A 17,558-nucleotide genomic window follows, 5' to 3' on the forward strand; every position below is an offset into this window, starting at 1 on the left:
AAGTTTCACGCAATACTGTATCCTTATAATTCTCGCATAAACGCTTACCGTCATTATAAGGACGCCGAAGACGTTTATGCTTGACACGTTATATTACCTGGAGGTGTGACATGGCACAACCTGTTATTTCGAGTCCGCATGCCGAGAGCAAGCGCCCCTTTTTAACTGAACAAAGAAGGAGCCGCATCACTGCATATACTTTCATTTCTCCTTTTTTTATTCTGTTCTCGATATTTGGACTATATCCAATCTTTTTTACGATTTACCTCTCATTCTTTAAATGGGATGCGCTGAACCCTATGAAATTCGTAGGGATGAAAAATTATGATTTGGTCACAAGCGACCCTACCTTCTGGATTTCTTTTAGCAACACATTAATTATGGGACTGCTCGGAACTGTTCCACAGATCCTATTGGCGCTTTTGATTGCCGTTTTGTTGAATTCGGGGATGACTCGGTTCAAGAAAACGTTCCGCGTTCTCTTTTTCATGCCCAATATTACATCTATCGTTGCGGTTACACTGGTATTTAGTACGCTGTTTGGGAACAACGGGATGATCAACTGGCTGCTTAGCGGTTTAGGACTGGATAGTGTGGCCTTCAACTCTGGCTGGTGGGGGGTCAAGATCGCGATCTCAACCATGGTGATGTGGCGCTGGACAGGGTATAATGCCATTATTTTTCTATCAGGACTTCAAAGTATTCCCACGGATTTGTATGAAGCAGCCCGAATTGATGGAGCGAACAGAAGGCAACAATTAACCTTCATTACTTTGCCACTACTGAAACCGTTCATCGTATTTGTCACTTTGCTCTCGACCATAGGTGCCTTGCAGCTGTTCACTGAGCCTTATGTATTCTTAGGACAATCAGGAACGGGATCTACACGTCAGGAAGGGATCACTATGGTTACCTATTTGTACAGCGAAGCATTCCGCAATGGATTCTTCGGTACGGCGGCGGCTACGGCAGTTCTGCTGTTTGTAGTCACGATTATATTCTCTGTCCTTAATATGCTGGTCTCAAGCCGCATGGGTGGAGATACAGGAGGGGGTAAAGCGTGAGTACAGTGCGTCTATTAAAAAAAGATCCGGATGATCTTGGGATTTTCGGCAAAGTAGGATTTTATCTCATTCTGATTCTTGGTGCGCTCGTGTCCATCTTTCCTTTTTACTGGATGTTTGTGGTTGGCACAAATGATAGGGGCGCAGTATTCCATGTACCCCCTTTGCTTACGGTTGGGAACCAGTTTTTTGACAATTTCCAACGGGTACTGGATAAAACAGATTTCTTTCAAGCCCTTGGAAACTCATTATTCGTCTCGTCCATGGTAACCATCTCAGTCGTATTTTTCTGTACACTGGCTGGTTATGCTTTTGCTAAATATGAATTTCCGTTTAAAAATATACTGTTCTACTTTGTAATTGCCACTCTATTTGTACCCCAGCAGCTTGGTGTGTTACCTACTTACGTAATTATGGCCAAGCTCCACTGGATCGACTCTTTTAAGGCACTGATTGTTCCGGCTATGGTTAATGCCTTCGGGATCTTTTGGATGCGGCAGTATATCTCTACAGCTGTACATACGGAACTGATCGAAGCTGGACGGATCGATGGTGGCGGACATTTCCGGATCTTCTGGAACATCGCCATTCCAGTTATCACACCAGCTATGGCGACTCTAGGTATTCTGAATTTTATGACCGTATGGAATGACTTCTTTTGGCCTTTGGTCGTGTTGAAGAACCAAGAGCATTTTACAATACAAATCGCACTCCAGCAGCTATTCTCCAATCGTGACGGTCTGGATTATGGAATGATCATGTCAGCTACGTTTACGGCGACCTTGCCACTGCTGATCGTATTCCTGTTATTTAGCCGCTGGGTGATTGCGGGTCTTACTTCAGGGGCCATTAAGAGCTGATCTTACTTTTAACCTTTACAAGGGAATAGGCGGTTTCGTGAAGAATATTAGAGGACAGAGACAGCAGGGGGAAGGGGAATACCATGAAGCTCCGCCGTAAAATCTTGTTCGCTATTATTCTTCTCGTCTTTATTCCAGTGATTCTGATGGGGATCGTTACATACGTTAACTTCTCTAATGCAATGGAGAAAAAATCAAGCAACTTCTATTGGGTTTCACTGCTCGAAACGGATCGGAAGCTCAAATTCGCTCTTAGTGAAATCTCCTCGATCACGAACTCTGCGATCACACAGCCGGTGATTCAACAATCCCTCAAGCAGACGAACTTTGTGCTCACCTATGATCGCAAGCAGGAGCTTAACAATTTACTCATTAATCATCCGATGATTACTTCATTTAGTTTATATAGTAAAGATCGGTTGCTCTATCAATATAATGCGCCGATGTCCTTTGAGGAGCTGAAGAAGCAGAGTTGGTTTAATACGATGGAAAGGGCTGAGGGACGGCCTGTATGGTCAGGACCCGGTGAGAACGGCTCGGCGTTATCCGGCCATCCGGCACTTGTGCAAGCCAGAGTGATCAAAGATTATTATTCTCTTGAAGATATAGGCTATTTGGTCGTTAATGTTAAACCTGATTTACTGGATCAGATTTTTTGGGAGGCAGCAACGCTCAAGAAGGGAGATATTCTGCTGGTGAACAAGCTTGGGAATATCGTTTTTAACAAATCTGGTGAACATATTGGGCAGCGCACGGAGTTCCCTTTTTTAGAAAATGAATATGCCAAGGAACAAAACTATTACATCGACAACTATCAGGGAGAAAAATCACTCATAACCTTCCTTCCTTCACATAATAAAGACTGGTATTTGGCAGCGATTACACCAATGAATCTAATCTCTTCGGAATCCATATCTATTCGTAATATTGCGATTATTTTGAGTACGGTTTCATTGTTATCTGCCTTTTTGTTTGACCGATATTTTGTTAGAAGGCTCGTTTATAGCATCAACAGCGCGGTCAACGGGATGAAGCGGGTGAAGCAGGGGATTTTTACTCCTATCACTACACGTTATCGTGCCGATGATGAAAGTGACTTTCTAATAGATGGTTTTAATCGGATGAGCACACAGATCAACGAGTTGATTGTGCAGGTGCAGACGGAGCAGGGGCGGAAGAAGGAAGCAGAAATGCAGGCATTAATGGCGCAGATTAATCCTCATTTTATTTATAATTCACTCGAATCGATTAATTCGATGGCCGTGCTGCAGGGCAATAAAGATATTAGTAAAATGGTCATTTCACTAGGCAAGCTGCTGCGAATCAGTATTAGTCAGAATCAAGAGCTGATTCCGCTGCAAATGGAGTTTGAGCATGTCCGTCATTATCTGGATATTCAGAAGTTCCGTTTTGAGGATAAATTCTCGTACAATATAAATCTTCCTGAAGGTCTTAAAACATTTATGACTCAAAAGCTGATCGTTCAGCCCATTGTAGAGAATGCATTGTACCATGCGATTGAGCCGATGGAAGACCCTGGAATCATTGAAATCACAGCCTATGAAATGGGCACGGATATGATCATTATCGTAAAAGATAACGGTCCGGGCTTTGACTTAGCCAAGATGATGAATCTGTGGGACAAAGAGGGAAGCGGCCAGAGGAAATATAGCGACAGCGGTGTAGGGCTTAAGAATGTACATGAACGCCTGAAAATCCGATTTGGCAGTCCATACGGCCTACTTGTGTGTTCATCCCCAGGATTTGGTTCAACGATTCGAATCCGAATCCCAAAAATATTGCCATAATCGATCATACAGAGGAATAGGGGGGATTGATATGAAGTGGGTATTGAAGTGGGGCTGGATGTGGATATATCTAGTACTGATATCTGGCGCTGTTTTATTTATTACGTTAGGAGATCAGGAGCCGATTGAAGATAATTCACCAGAAAAAATAACGCTGACTTTTCGACATTTCTGGAACAAAGAGCATGACCGGCCACTGCTGGCTATCTTTGAAGAGATCGTGGATAAATACCAGATTGCGCATCCGAATGTGAAAGTTAATTTTGAAGGAATAGACCAGACGATACACCGCGAACAAAAGCTGAAAAGCGAGATGGTTACTGGTACACCACCAGATATGTTTGTCTTATTTGGTGGAGCCGAAATAGAGCCATATGTGCGCTCTAATCGTCTGGTTGATTTGACTGATTTTGTTCGAGAGAACGGTTTAACCAATCAATTTAAGGATCTGCATTTATGGACCTTTGACAACCATATTTATGGATTGCCGATTGAAGGAAATGCTGAACCCCTATATTTCAATAAGACTATATTCAACAAGCTTGGTCTCGTGGCACCTACGACGCTTCAAGAACTCGATGATGTGATACTGGAGCTCAAGGCCGCAGGATACATTCCGTTTGCACTCGGGAACGAAGATCGTTGGCCTGCCGGGATCTTTGCACATTATTTAATGGATCGTTATGCGGGCTCAGAGCTGTTTCAGAAGCTTATTACAGGTGAAGATCAGGCGAGCTTTCAGAATGAGTCCTATTTAAAGGCTTTTGAGCATTTGAATCAATGGATAAAAGAAGGAGCCTTTAGTCCCCAGTCTAATGATCTCTCAACAGAAAGTGCGGTCAATTTGTTTACAAGCGGAAAGGCTGCGATGTATTTAAACGGGAACTGGGATATCAATTTATTTTCAGGTACTGCGGCTCCAGTTGATTTTCAGAATGAAGTAGGGGTTATTCCATTTCCTGCTTTAAAGCAAGGAGAGGAGCCTTCGATTGCGGGGGGATATACCATTGGCATTGGTCTTTCCTCTGAACTAAATGGAGCTAAACGGGAAGCTGCTTTGGATCTTATGAAGGCTTTTTACACACAGGAAGTGCAGACAAGAATTGTATATGAAGGACTGAGAATTCCATCCATTCGTATTGCATTTGATCCGGAGAAGACGGGGCCGGTATTCGCGCAAGTGATGGAAATGATGGAAGTGAACCGCAAAAGCTTTGTGCCTTACGATAACGTATTATCACCTGAAGTTAAGAAAACGTTCCTAAGTGTTATCGAAAAAATGATTAACCAAGAGATGTCTGCGGATAAGGCTTTAAAGCAAATGCAGGCATCGTCGATGCAATACTGGAATCTGATCCAAAGCTCAAGTGTTCAATAAGCATGGAGGTGCTGGAATGGATGAGTTACAAGAGAAATATAAAGTACTTCTCGTAGACGATGAGCCGATTATTCTTCGTAGCCTAAAGGTAGCTATTCCATGGGATGAGCTTCAGATGGAGATTGTGGGAGAGGCTCGAAATGGAGAACTAGCCCTCCGATTAATAGAAGAAACTACGCCGCATATTATAATCAGCGATATCCGCATGCCTGTGATTGACGGAATCACTTTGATGAAGGAAGTCCTACCAAAGAATTCTAAGCTGGTATTTATTTTTATAAGTGGATATGGGGAGTTCGAATATGCGAGAGAAGCTTTGCGTCAAGGAGCCTTTGATTATTTGCTGAAACCCATTGACCATGACGAACTGGTTGAAATGCTATACCGAGCGAAAACGAGGCTGGATGAGCAAAAAGAGAACGATCAGATGATGCATTCCGTGCAGATGCTGTCGATGCTAGCACGTGAAAGGATGTTTGCTGAAATCACTTTGGGAAATGCAAGGCCGCTTGAGCATCTGAAATGGCTGGAGAACAGTGAACTTGAGAGCGGATATTTTATGGCTGTTGTCCAATTGGATGATTATTCTGTGCTTACTGGGCATTGGAGTGTGGAAGAAAAACGGCTGTGGCTGTTTGCGATCCGTAATATTGTTGAAGAGTGGTCGTTAGAGCATGGAGTGCTTACGGTCTTCCCTTTTCATAACGGAGAGTGGGTATTGCTTTTTCCTGGATCTTTAAGCGCAAGTAGAAGAGAACTCGGTGAACAATTGATTACAGGGATCAAAAGATACTCCAAGCTAAGTTGTTCTGTAGGAATCAGTCGCTGTACACAAGGGATTGATCAATTAAGCACGGTGTATCCTTTGGCAGCGAAGGCTTTGTATCAACGTTTCTATTCTGGTCTTGCCGGGGTGTTTATAGATGAGGAAACAACTTTCGCAGGCAATAAAGAAGTTAAATATCCAAAAGAGCTGGAGACCTCGCTGATTGAGAGTATCCGCACATTAAACAGAAACAAAATGTCATCTTTGTTTGATGAGTTGGGACTATATATTGAAGCACAAGCTATTCCTAAGGAGATAGCAGAACGTCTTCTTGTGGAAATGGTTGTCGTGCTATACAGACATTTTGAACATTTGAATCTAAATTCGGATTGGTCTCTACATGGATTATTAAGCAGGCTGCAACATTTGGGTACCTTGAGTGAAATGATGTCTGCGTTGAAGGAAGAATTTGGGGAGCGATTAGATCAAGGTAGTAAACCTGTAAATCGTGAGGATACACGCAGTTCCATCGAGAAGACGAAACGTTATATCGAGAGTAATTATCATAAAGACTTAAGTATTGAAGAGGTATCGGAGCTTGCCGATCTTAGTGTTAGTCATTTTTGTACTTTATTTAAACAAATAACAGGGTATACCTTCTTGGAGTATGTTACTCACTGTCGAATGGAGAAGGCGAAGTATATATTGCAGAGCAGTAATGTAAAGGTGTACCAGATCGCTCCACTTGTTGGTTATCAGGATCCACGATATTTTACTCAAGTCTTTAAGAAAGCTAGTGGTCAGACGCCTACGGAATACCGTGAAGAGCATGCGAAGCAAGCTAATTAACGAAGAACTACTCGGAATGCATAGCTAAATGGGTAAAAATAGAGCAAAAGTATGACATTTATCATACTCTTTACTTGATATTTATGACTTATAGGATGACACTTTATCTCCTATACTTAGGATAGATAAAAAAGATCCTTAGCCAGACACATCAAGGAGGAAACGATAAAGATGACTACAAAACAGACATCACAGCTCTCCAGTCTTAAAAAGAGTGTAGCCCCTTACGAAAAAAACGACCGCAACGCGAGCATAAGACAGCTCATTAATACTTTAGGGCCACTTGTGCTGTTATGGGGCGGAGCTTATTTCTCTTTATCCGTTTCCTACTGGCTCACCCTTTTGTTGGCCATTCCTGCAGCAGGATTTGTAATCCGAACTTTTATTATTTTCCATGATTGTACGCATGGATCGTTCTTTAAGAATCGCAGAGCGAATGACATTATCGGAACGATCACAGGTGTATTAACGCTTGTTCCTTATCGGCAGTGGAAGCATAGTCATTCCATTCATCACGCCAGCTCCAGTAACCTCGATAAAAGAGGGATTGGCGATATATGGATTATGACTGTTGACGAATATGAAGCAGCTTCATTCTGGAAACGTCTGTATTACCGGATTTACCGTAATCCAATCGTGATGTTCGGTTTAGGACCCATTGCTGTTTTTATGATTCAGTATCGGTTTAATGCTAAAGGCGCTAGACGTAAAGAGCGCATGAATACCTATTTAACAAATGTATCTATCGCAGCTCTCTATGGTTTGCTTATTTGGGCGATCGGCTGGCAAGCCTTTATCATGGTGCAATTGCCTATAGCTTTTGTATCCGGTTTTCTCGGAATATGGTTGTTCTATGTTCAGCATCAGTTCGAGGATTCCTACTTCGAGAATGAATCGGAGTGGAGTTATGTTATGGCTGCAGTAGAGGGAAGTTCATATTACAAGCTGCCTAAGCTATTGCAATGGATCACAGGGAACATCGGGTTCCACCATGTCCATCATTTAAGTCCGAAGGTACCCAACTATAATTTAGAAAAAGCACATAATGCTACGCCACCATTGCAAAAGGCGACGACTATAACGCTTAGCACTAGCCTAAAGGCTCTACACTTCCGTCTTTGGGATGAGGAGAATAAGTGCTTCATCAGCTTTAAAGAGGTAAAGTCGAGACTAAGCAAACCTAAGGTAGCGGGAGAAGTTCTGCAAGTTCATAAGACTAGACTCCAAGGAGAATAATAATTATCGGCTCGAACAAAATAAGAGTACAGTGAAAGGTTAGAGCCGGAGAAATCATTCGTGGCTCTAATCTTTTTCTGTTTAGGGGAGTAGATCGACAGATTTTCACTGAATTTGTGCTAGAATAAGGAGAGCAATGTATGGTAAAAAGGAGCGCGGTCATGCAAAAGTGGCATCATATCTTTCATAAAAGTACAGGTCTAAGCCCTTATGTGTGGGTCGTTTTTTACATTCTACCGTTTTATTTTATATTTCGCTCCTCCTCTACCTATCAAGTAGTTTGGGGAATCTTGATGATCGCTGTATTTTTTGTTTGTTATGTACTTTCTTTTGTTTCTAAGGGCTGGCTGGTTTATTTCTGGACGAGTGTTCAAATTTTAGTGTCTATAACGATGACGCTTTTGTTCGGATATATGTATTTTGCGCTTTTTTTAGCCTTTTTTATTGGAAACATACAGAATCGAGTAGGGTTCTTCACTCTGTACTCTATTCATCTGTTAACTACGATCATTACGATCAATTATGAGCTGCTTTCGCGTAACTCAGTGTTTATTAGTCAGCTCCCGTTCGTACTTGTAAGTATGATTGCAGTGATTCTACTTCCAATCAGTACGTACAACCGAAATAATCAAGGCAAGTTACAAGATCAATTGGAGGATGCGAATAAGCGAATCTCCGAACTCGTTAAGATTGAAGAACGTCAACGGATTTCGCGAGATCTTCATGATACATTAGGTCAGAAGCTTTCATTAATTGGTCTGAAGAGTGACCTGGCAGGAAAGCTAATTGACTCTAATCCTACACAAGCCAAAGCAGAGATTAATGATGTACGACAGACAGCGAGAAGTGCGCTGAAAGAGGTTCGGGAAATGGTTACGCGAATGCGCGGCATTCGGCTTGAAGATGAACTTATCCATATTCAGCAGTTTCTTGCTGCTGCTGAGATTGATTTTATTTTGGAGGGGAATCCGAAGCTAACCAATACCTCATTGATTACGGAAAATGTACTCAGCATGTGTATAAAGGAAGCTGTCACTAATGTTGTGAAGCACAGTGGGGCAAAGTCTTGCTCTATTTTGATTAAACCCTCTCGTACAGATCTAGTCATTAAAGTGAAAGATGATGGGACCGGGATTCCCGGGAATGATCTTTATTTTAAAGGTCACGGGCTGCAAGGCATGAGAGAGCGTCTTGAATTTGTAAATGGCTGTATGGATATCGTGAGAGATGGTGGTACTACGATCGTGATTAAAGTACCTAATGCATTCCAGCATCAGAAACAGGAGGTCATCCTATAATGATTAAAATTGTAATCGCTGAGGATCAACGAATGCTCCTCGGGGCTCTGGCTTCTTTGCTCGATTTAGAAGAGGATATGAAGGTCGTGGGCCGAGCAAGTAATGGGGAAGAAGCTGTTGCGTTGGTTCAGCAGCTTAAACCAGATATTTGTATTATGGATATTGAGATGCCGGCGATGAGTGGTCTCGACGCTGCAGAGGCGCTGAAGAATAGCGGCTGCAAAACAATGATCTTAACGACCTTTGCTCGGGCGGGATATTTCGAACGTGCGCTGAAGGCGGGTGTTCATGCCTATTTACTGAAGGACAGTCCTAGTGAAGAGCTGGCACTTTCAATCCGGAATGTAATGGCAGGCAGACGTATGTATGCACCGGAGCTGATGGATGAAGCCTACAGCGGTGAAGTGAATCCGTTGACGCAGCGGGAGAAGGAAGTGCTCGGACTGATCGCCGATGGCAAAAATACGAAAGAAATTGCCAGTGAACTGTACATTACCACGGGTACGGTACGGAATTACATCTCTGTTATCCTCGATAAGCTGGATGTGGGTAATCGGATTGAAGCGATCACTCGATTTAAGGAAAAAGGCTGGTTTAAATGAATATAATAAATTTTTTAATGTTATTTTGATGTTTACACTCGCCAAATGTTCTCGAGCCGTATATCATTAATTATCGGCCTATTATTCACAATAGGACAGTTAATCAAAAGGAAGTGTATTTTCTGATGTCAAGAAAGCTAAGAGCCGGCATAGTTGGCGGCACAGGTATGGTAGGACAACGTTTTATTGCCCTTCTAGAGAATCATCCTTGGTTTGAAGTAACTGCGATTGCTGCCAGTGCTAAATCTGCTGGGAAAACGTATGAAGAATCGGCCAAGGGCAGATGGAAGCTATCCACTCCAATGCCTGAGAACGTGAAGAATATTATGGTTCAAGATGCTTCTAAGGTAGAAGAAGTAGCTGCGGGCGTAGATCTGATCTTTTGCGCAGTAGACATGAAAAAAGATGAGATTAAAGCGCTCGAAGAAGCTTATGCTCGTACGGGTACTCCAGTAATCTCCAATAACTCAGCGCATCGCTGGACGCCTGACGTGCCTATGGTCATTCCTGAGATTAATCCAGAGCATCTTGAGGTTATTGCGCAGCAAAGAAAACGTCTCGGAACTGAGACTGGTTTCATTGCAGTTAAACCTAACTGCTCTATTCAAAGTTATGTGCCTGCGCTTCATGCACTCAAAGCATTTAACCCATCTAAGGTTGTTGTCACAACCTATCAAGCGATTTCTGGTGCAGGTAAGACTTTTGCTGACTGGCCTGAAATGCTGGATAACGTGATTCCTTACATCGGTGGCGAAGAAGAGAAGAGCGAGCAAGAGCCTTTGCGGATCTGGGGAAGTGTTCAAGACGAAGGTATCGTAAAAAGTGAAGCACCAACCATTACTTCGCAGTGTATCCGTGTGCCTGTAGCGGATGGACATATGGCTGCTGTATTTGTTTCTTTTGAGAAAAAGCCATCCAAAGAAGAAATTCTAAACCTTTGGAAGAGCTTCAAAGGACGTCCGCAAGAGCTTGAGTTGCCTAGCGCACCTAAACAGTTCATTACTTATTTCGAAGAGGAAAACCGTCCACAGACCAAACTAGATCGTGATATTGAGAACGGTATGGGCGTATCGACAGGCAGACTTCGGGAAGATGCCATCTATGATTACAAGTTCGTGGGTCTCTCCCATAACACCCTGCGCGGAGCAGCTGGCGGTGCTGTATTGATCGCTGAGCTTCTGAAAGCAGAAGGTTATATTCAGCCTAAATAACATGTTTGAGCTTGTAAAGCTGATTCGAAATAGACACCTCATCAAAGCTTAGTCTTTGGTGGGGTGTTTTTTAATGGATTGATTTGGTAAAATAAGTTATCACCTGAGAAGGAGGAATTTAATTGAAGAAGTACTTATTTACTTTTATTTTGCTGTCATTATCAATCTTAGTAACTGGATGTACATCATCAACTCAAGAGGTACAAGAGTATGGAGTATCTTCCATTAATGCTGAAATTCCTATTCCTAAAAAAGCCAAGGAAATCGAAGTGACAACAACTTCAAGTAACCCCAATATAAAAATAGGTGTAAAGTACGAATTGGATAATATAGGGGGAGAACAAGGTCTCTATCGACCTGACCACTACTTTAATAAATTAGAGGATGCTGGCTGGGTGGAGCTGGAGGACAAGCGGTTAGGGCATGTACAATTTTTTGAAAAAGAGGACACGGTGATCGCCATCTCAATCCATGAGAATACCTTTGATATTCATGAAATGATTAAAGATGCTAAATTCTAACAGAGGTTAGTTAGATGAAGCTGAGCTATTAGTTTAACAGAAAGGTTGAGAGTGTGGTAAAATAGATGAAGTGTATAAACTATACGAATTCTGAATGACTGACGGAGTGATATGATGGGTGCAAAAAGTAAAGGTGGCGGCACGGGCAGAGGTACGGGGAGTAAGGGCTGGACACGCTGGAACAAAACAGCAAAACCAGTTAAACCTGCAAAAGGTGCTCCAACTACGGGTCCAGGCGCTAAAGATGCAAGTGGAAGCAAGGGCAATAACGTGAAAAAAAGCGGAAGCTCGAAATAGCTCCCTTGAAATCAATTATTCCTGAAGGTTAACATCTGATTTTGATCGTTAAAATCAGGTGTTTTTTTATGGATAGATGCAAGTATCAGTATCAGATGGAAAGTAGGAGCATTATTGAGAATTGATAAATATATAAGTGAAACAGGCTTTTGTTCCAGAAGAGAAACGAAAAGACTTATTGCAGCAGGCCGAATCGCTGTTAATGGTATCGTCTGTGATGCGAATATTCTTTTAGAGCCAGAGGATATCGTATGGATTGATGGAGAGCCGATAACAAGCAGCAAAGGGGAGCCGGTATATCTCGCCCTTAATAAACCGATAGGTATTACCTGTACAACTGCCCCAAATGTAGCCGGGAATATTATAGATTTTGTAGGTTATCCCTCACGGATTTTTGCGATCGGCAGATTAGATAAACACTCGGAAGGCCTCATTTTGTTAACTAACGATGGAGATATTGTAAACAAAATGATGCGTTCCGAAAATGGGCATGAAAAAGAATATGAAGTTATTGTAGACAAGCCGATAACGTCAGCGTTCATACAGGCAATGTCTAGTGGTGTGGATATTCTTGGCGTCACAACAAAACCTTGTGAGGTCTCTCGGATCGCAGAATATCAGTTTAGAATTATCCTAACTCAAGGCCTTAATCTGCAAATACGCAGAATGTGCAAAGAGTTAGGATATAGAGTACTAGAGCTAGAGCGTATAAGAATCATGAATATTACACTTGATAGTTTGGAGAGAGGACAATGGCGGCATTTGAGCGTTGAAGAGCTGAGTGAGCTTATGTCTCGCTTAAAATAACTTCGTGAACAAATCCTCTGGCTGCCAAGGTGATGTCTTCAGCACCCGCAATAGCTGAGATCACGGAGATACCGTCCGCACCTGCAGCTAATACAGGCGCTGCATTGTGTACCGTAATTCCTCCTATGCCGACCAAAGGAATCGTAATGCCGCAGTTTCGTATTTCCTCAATAACTGATGTACCTCGAACAGCTTGGGCGTCCTCCTTGGAAGAGGTAGGATAAATAGGTCCAATGCCTAGATAATCGGCTCCATCCGCAATCGCCTGCTGAGCTTCGGCGAGCGAATGAGCGGATACACCAACGATCTTATCTTCCCCAAGCAGCTGCCTAATCGCCAGCGCGGGAGTGTCATCTTGTCCTACATGAATGCCATCCGCATCAAGGGCGATTGCCAAATCAATATCGTCATTAACGATAAAAGGTACTCCGTTTTCACGGCATATCTTTTGGAGCCGTCTCCCTAAATTAAATCTAACTTGGGCAGTTAATGCCCCCGTTCCTTTTTCACGAAATTGGAACATCGTTATGCCTCCAGCGACGGCTTCTTTTAATACCTTGGCTGGGGATTTAAGGCAATTCACGCTGCCCATAATGAAATAGACTTTTAATAATTCCCGTAGTTGATCACTGTCTATTCGTTTCAAGGTTCATCCCTCGCAATCTATTCTTGTAAGCAAAATGATTTGTAGGCCCATGTCCTGCCCCAATGCCCAGCTCGTCTTCAATCGCCGCTTGTATAAAAGTCTTAGCGGTGTGAATAGCTTCAGGAACGGATTTCCCCTTGGCAAGCTCGGCGGTAACTGCTGCTGAATAAGTACAGCCTGTACCATGCGTGTGCCTTGTCTGAACTCGTCGACTCTCCATAAAGATGAACGCTTGACCATCATATAGGAGATCCACAACAGCCGTAGTTGAGGTATCATGCCCACCTTTTAGCACTACATAGTTAGAACCCATGGCATGAATGAGTTTAGCAGCTTCTTTACGATCGTCTATTGTATTGATGCTCCTGTTTGTAATCATTTCAGCCTCTGGAATATTGGGAGTCGTCACTAAGGCTAGCGGGAGGAGATGATTGATTAAGGATTGAACAGCTTCTTGTTGTAGCAGCGTGGAACCCCCTTTAGCAACCATTACAGGATCAACTACAAGATTACGCCAGCCGTATTGCTGGATCTTTTCTGCTACGATACGTATGATGTCACTGTTAAAAAGCATCCCGGTCTTCACAGCATCCGGTTTCAGATCAAGTCCAATGGAATCAAGCTGCTGAGTAATAGCGACTAGTGTCAACGGATATACTCCTTGAACTCCTAGTGTGTTCTGGGCTGTCACAGCTGTAAGTGCAGACATGCCATATACAGATAGCTCTTGAAAGGTTTTTAGATCTGCCTGAATCCCAGCACCACCCCCGCTATCCGAGCCGGCTATGGTTAAAGCTTTGGATATCATCATTAGGTTCACTCCTTTGTGTGTCGTTATCTAAGCTGCTTGATTATTGATTTCTCTTTATAGGTTTCAGGTGTGACCAAGCTCAATTGATTTAGGAACTCGATTTGAAAGCTCCCCGGCCCTTGATCAAATGTTAGCTCAGCAGCGATTTCAGCAGCTACTCCGTAGAAGGAGAGAGCTTCCACTGCGGCCTCAAGAGACGCTCCTTCACTTACCGCTAGAAATGCCCCGACTACTGCACTAAGCAGACATCCGGTTCCAGTTACTTTCGTTAGAATAGGGTGACCGTTGCTGGCAATGTAGGTGTTATCTCCATTGCTGATCACATCGTCTTTTCCGGTGATGATAACTACACAACCTAACTTCCGCGCGGCAGTCTCAGCCAAGATGACTACATCGCCTTCCCCCTCGCCTGCGTCCACCCCTTTAATAGACCAGCTCTCACCAATGACATTGGCAACTTCCGCTACATTGCCACGCAGAGCGGTAATTTGCATCTCACTCACTAGCTTTTGAGTCACAGTTGTTCGAAAAGAAGTTGCTCCCGCACCCACTGGATCAAGAACTAAGGGAACGCCGTGCTTATTTGCAGATTGTCCCGCGAGCACCATGGATTGAATGGCGTAGTCATTCAGTGTGCCAATATTTAGAACTACTGCACCCGAAAATGCGGCGATATCTACAACTTCTTCGTGAGCATCTGCCATAAAAGGGGAGGCACCAAGTGCCAAAAGACCGTTGGCAGAAAAATTAGCTACGACGATATTGGTGATATTGTGGACCAGTGGATTGGATTGCCGGACTTTGGATAGATAACTCATGATAATTCCTCCTCAAGTGTTATGAGTAAGTATCTAATGTTTAAAGATTGATAAAAGCATCCTTAGCTTTGATGTCAGTAGACAGTAAGTTATTGTCGGATAGCCACTGTCGTACCTTCTCCCAAGACGCGGGCTCTTGATATCCAAAATCTTTGTCACCCGCATTCATTAGCGGAAGTAGAATTTCCAGACTTTTCTCCTCAATTTGCTTATCGAGTGGAGAGGTCGCATCTTCGTGTGCAAGCAGCAAATTTAACGCTTTTTCCGGATTCTCTTCTACGAATTTCTGTCCTTTAGTAATGGCGTTGAGAAATTTTTTGAAGTAGGACTCAGAATTTTGTACTCCCTGATCGCTGGCGACAAGTACTAGCTCGTAATAATCAGGGACTCCGTAATCGGTGGGATTGAACGAGAGGACGGGATGACCTTCTTTTTCCAGGATTAATTGTTCGTGGTTAATGAATCCACCCATAATGGCATCCACTTGCTTGGTCGCAATCGCCGGAATAAGGTCAAAGCCTACGTCTATTAATTTGCTGGTATTTGGGTCACCCCCATCGTTTTGGATCATCGTACGAATCATGGCTTCGTAAAGAGGGATGGAAGAGTACCCAATCTGTTTACCTGTGAGGTCTTTGGGACTATGGATATCCCCGGCCTGAGGTACCATTAAATGATTAAGCGGATGTCTCACAATCGCTGCAATTGAACGTACTGGAATGTTCTCACTGCGTGCCATGAGCACCTGAGGTTGATAACTAAGCGCTAAATCGACTTGATTCACTGCCACAAGTTTCAGTGCATCATTGCTGTCGGCGGGCATTTGGATCTCTACGTCCAGACCTTCATCTTTGAAATAGCCATTTTGCTCAGCAGCATATAAAAAAGAATGAACGGCATTGGGATACCAGTCGAGCATAATCGTCAGCTTGTGGGTTTGCTTATTTTCGTTATTAGAAGAATCAGCAGAAGGATTACTTATGTTGGATGCTTTTCCGCAGCTGCTTAAGATTAAGACAGAACAGATGAGAAACATGGGAAAAACCCATTTTATTTGGGATTTTAAATGATTCATCGGTTAGAGCCTCTTTTCTTGAAAAAAATTACTTCGAGTAGAGCTATCATCAGAAACAGTACTACACCGAGTGCGGATAAAAGAAATACTGCGGCGAACATTTCAGCACTTTGCATATTCCCAGCCATTCTTCGACTAAAGTAACCGAGTCCCTTGCTGCCGCCGAGCCATTCGCCGATGGTTGCTCCAATCACGCAGTACACAATGGATAGCTTTAGTCCTGAGAAAAAAGAGGGCAGCGCCAGCGGAATTTGGGTTTTAACAAGCAGTTGCCAGCGGTTTGCGCCGAATGTTAACAATAAGTCCTTGTATGCCTGACCACTTGTACGAAGACCATCATATGTACTCACTACGACTGGGAAAAAAGCAGTTAGAAACACAACAGCGACTTTACTCCACAGCGTATATCCGAACCACATAATAAAAATGGGGGATAGTGCGATTAACGGAATCGTCTGACTGATAATAAGGAAGGGATAGATAGCCTTTTCAAGTGGTCGAAATAAGAACATCCCTGTGCCCAGCAGCGCACCACAGATTACCGAAAATATAAAACCAACCAATATTTCCTGCAATGTCGCTAATAAATGCAGACCAAATAATAATTGTCTGTGCTCGATCAATGCGATACCTATTGAAGAAGGTGCAGGGAGGATAAAGGCTGGAATCAAGTGAAGACGAACAGCTGACTCCCAGATCACGAGAATAAACAACACCAATAGAATGAAGGGGCCATAACGGTCTAGATGTTTTTTAAAAGGTATGGGTTGCATACATTCTCCGCTCCAACTCTTCACGCAAGGCTATAAACCGGAGTTCATAGTTCATCTTGTAATGTCTTGGCCTTGGTAAATCAACAATAATCTCCTGTAATTCGCTATGCACGCCTCCAGACAATAAATAAATTCGATCGCTTAGCAATAGCGCCTCCTCCAGATCATGGGTGATGAGCATCACCGTTTGACTCAGTTCATCCCAAAGCTCTAAAAGCCAACGGTGCATCTCTCGTTTGGTCATAGCGTCGAGCGCTCCAAATGGCTCATCTAGCAGTATAAGACGGCCGCCGGCGCCAGCCACTAGTGTTCGCAGAAATGCGACCCGCTGCTTCATGCCACCCGATAGCTCATGAGGATATGCCTTCTCTACATCGGCTAAACCGAAGCGTGATAGCATTTCACGAATATGAGAGATGGTCTGTTGTTTATTGGACCTTGGCTTGATTTCCCAAGGCAAAAGACAGTTGTCGAGCACTGTTCTCCACGGCAGCAGCAAATCCTGCTGCGGCATGTAAGCGATCTGACCTAAGCGATTTGATGCTGATGGGCTGGAAGGAATCATTATTTTCCCGTGAGTCGGTTCGAGCAAGCCTGCTATGGTTTTGAAAAGCGTACTTTTTCCGCATCCGCTAGCCCCAATGACAGAGACAAACTCTCCTTGACTGATATCCATGCTTAAGTTTGTAAATACAGGGGGCTGTTTTGATTCTGGAAAAGAGTAGGCTAAGCCTTGAA

At 43.3% G+C, this 17,558-nt stretch carries 18 protein-coding genes; 12 read left to right on the forward strand and 6 right to left on the reverse strand.

The window, feature by feature from the left end; all coding sequences use genetic code 11:
• The first annotated feature begins 110 nt into the window (after nucleotides 1–110).
• The 12 genes from QNH28_RS12320 (at nucleotide 111) to QNH28_RS12375 (ending at nucleotide 12,697) form a co-directional block, all read left to right on the forward strand.
• The gene (locus QNH28_RS12320; RefSeq protein ID WP_283911603.1) at nucleotides 111–1,064 is read left to right on the forward strand and encodes a carbohydrate ABC transporter permease; all 954 of its coding nucleotides are present in this window, start codon (nucleotides 111–113) and stop codon (nucleotides 1,062–1,064) included.
• Entirely contained in the window at nucleotides 1,061–1,924 is an 864-nt protein-coding gene (locus tag QNH28_RS12325) for a carbohydrate ABC transporter permease (protein ID WP_094868591.1), read from the forward strand. Before QNH28_RS12320 ends, QNH28_RS12325 begins: the two co-directional genes overlap by 4 nt.
• Before the next feature lie 83 nt (nucleotides 1,925–2,007).
• Nucleotides 2,008–3,732: a cache domain-containing sensor histidine kinase gene (locus tag QNH28_RS12330; protein ID WP_283911604.1), complete on the forward strand. Its 1,725-nt coding sequence runs from the start codon at nucleotides 2,008–2,010 to the stop codon at nucleotides 3,730–3,732.
• Between the two features lie 31 nt (nucleotides 3,733–3,763).
• Nucleotides 3,764–5,110: an ABC transporter substrate-binding protein gene (locus tag QNH28_RS12335; RefSeq protein WP_283911605.1), complete on the forward strand. Its 1,347-nt coding sequence runs from the start codon at nucleotides 3,764–3,766 to the stop codon at nucleotides 5,108–5,110.
• A 16-nt stretch (nucleotides 5,111–5,126) separates the two neighbouring features.
• Entirely contained in the window at nucleotides 5,127–6,725 is a 1,599-nt protein-coding gene (locus QNH28_RS12340) for a response regulator (RefSeq protein WP_283911606.1), read from the forward strand.
• A gap of 171 nt (nucleotides 6,726–6,896) precedes the next feature.
• Nucleotides 6,897–7,961 carry a Delta(5) desaturase DesA gene (desA, locus tag QNH28_RS12345; protein WP_283911607.1) on the forward strand — a complete coding sequence of 355 codons (1,065 nt, stop codon included), beginning with the start codon at nucleotides 6,897–6,899 and terminating at the stop codon, nucleotides 7,959–7,961.
• Nucleotides 7,962–8,122: 161 nt separating this feature from the next.
• A complete protein-coding gene (locus QNH28_RS12350) occupies nucleotides 8,123–9,259 on the forward strand; it encodes a sensor histidine kinase (protein WP_283912130.1) in 1,137 nt (378 codons plus the stop codon).
• Nucleotides 9,259–9,861: a response regulator transcription factor gene (locus QNH28_RS12355; RefSeq protein ID WP_283911608.1), complete on the forward strand. Its 603-nt coding sequence runs from the start codon at nucleotides 9,259–9,261 to the stop codon at nucleotides 9,859–9,861. The genes QNH28_RS12350 and QNH28_RS12355 overlap by 1 nt, the downstream gene beginning before the upstream one ends.
• 125 nt (nucleotides 9,862–9,986) lie before the next feature.
• On the forward strand, nucleotides 9,987–11,072 hold the full coding sequence (gene asd / locus QNH28_RS12360) for an aspartate-semialdehyde dehydrogenase (protein ID WP_283911609.1): 1,086 nt from the start codon (nucleotides 9,987–9,989) through the stop codon (nucleotides 11,070–11,072).
• 122 nt (nucleotides 11,073–11,194) lie between these two features.
• Nucleotides 11,195–11,593, forward strand: a complete 399-nt coding sequence (locus QNH28_RS12365; protein ID WP_283911610.1) for a hypothetical protein — start codon at nucleotides 11,195–11,197, stop codon at nucleotides 11,591–11,593.
• Nucleotides 11,594–11,707: 114 nt separating this feature from the next.
• A complete protein-coding gene (locus QNH28_RS12370) occupies nucleotides 11,708–11,890 on the forward strand; it encodes a DUF3934 family protein (RefSeq protein WP_042187505.1) in 183 nt (60 codons plus the stop codon).
• A 114-nt stretch (nucleotides 11,891–12,004) separates the two neighbouring features.
• On the forward strand, nucleotides 12,005–12,697 hold the full coding sequence (locus QNH28_RS12375; RefSeq protein ID WP_283911611.1) for a pseudouridine synthase: 693 nt from the start codon (nucleotides 12,005–12,007) through the stop codon (nucleotides 12,695–12,697).
• Here QNH28_RS12375 and thiE read toward each other — a convergent pair.
• Genes thiE through QNH28_RS12405 form a run of 6 tightly spaced genes read right to left on the reverse strand, consistent with a single transcriptional unit; the run spans nucleotide 12,678 to nucleotide 17,496 of the window.
• On the reverse strand, nucleotides 12,678–13,343 hold the full coding sequence (thiE, locus tag QNH28_RS12380) for a thiamine phosphate synthase (protein ID WP_283911612.1): 666 nt from the start codon (nucleotides 13,341–13,343) through the stop codon (nucleotides 12,678–12,680). The genes QNH28_RS12375 and thiE overlap by 20 nt on opposite strands.
• Complete coding sequence (gene thiD, locus QNH28_RS12385; RefSeq protein WP_283911613.1) at nucleotides 13,324–14,154, reverse strand: bifunctional hydroxymethylpyrimidine kinase/phosphomethylpyrimidine kinase; 831 nt, start codon at nucleotides 14,152–14,154, stop codon at nucleotides 13,324–13,326. Before thiD ends, thiE begins: the two co-directional genes overlap by 20 nt.
• Before the next feature lie 23 nt (nucleotides 14,155–14,177).
• Complete coding sequence (gene thiM / locus QNH28_RS12390) at nucleotides 14,178–14,972, reverse strand: hydroxyethylthiazole kinase (RefSeq protein WP_283911614.1); 795 nt, start codon at nucleotides 14,970–14,972, stop codon at nucleotides 14,178–14,180.
• A gap of 40 nt (nucleotides 14,973–15,012) precedes the next feature.
• Nucleotides 15,013–16,047 (reverse strand): ABC transporter substrate-binding protein, encoded by a 1,035-nt coding sequence (locus tag QNH28_RS12395; protein WP_283911615.1) that lies wholly within the window; start codon nucleotides 16,045–16,047, stop codon nucleotides 15,013–15,015.
• Nucleotides 16,044–16,820, reverse strand: coding sequence for an ABC transporter permease (locus QNH28_RS12400; RefSeq protein ID WP_283911616.1), 777 nt, complete (start codon nucleotides 16,818–16,820; stop codon nucleotides 16,044–16,046). Before QNH28_RS12400 ends, QNH28_RS12395 begins: the two co-directional genes overlap by 4 nt.
• Entirely contained in the window at nucleotides 16,801–17,496 is a 696-nt protein-coding gene (locus QNH28_RS12405; protein ID WP_283911617.1) for an ABC transporter ATP-binding protein, read from the reverse strand. The genes QNH28_RS12400 and QNH28_RS12405 overlap by 20 nt, the downstream gene beginning before the upstream one ends.
• Nucleotides 17,497–17,558: the final 62 nt, after the last annotated feature.

The sequence above is a fragment of the Paenibacillus sp. G2S3 genome, from assembly GCF_030123105.1.
GTDB lineage: Bacteria > Bacillota > Bacilli > Paenibacillales > Paenibacillaceae > Paenibacillus_AQ.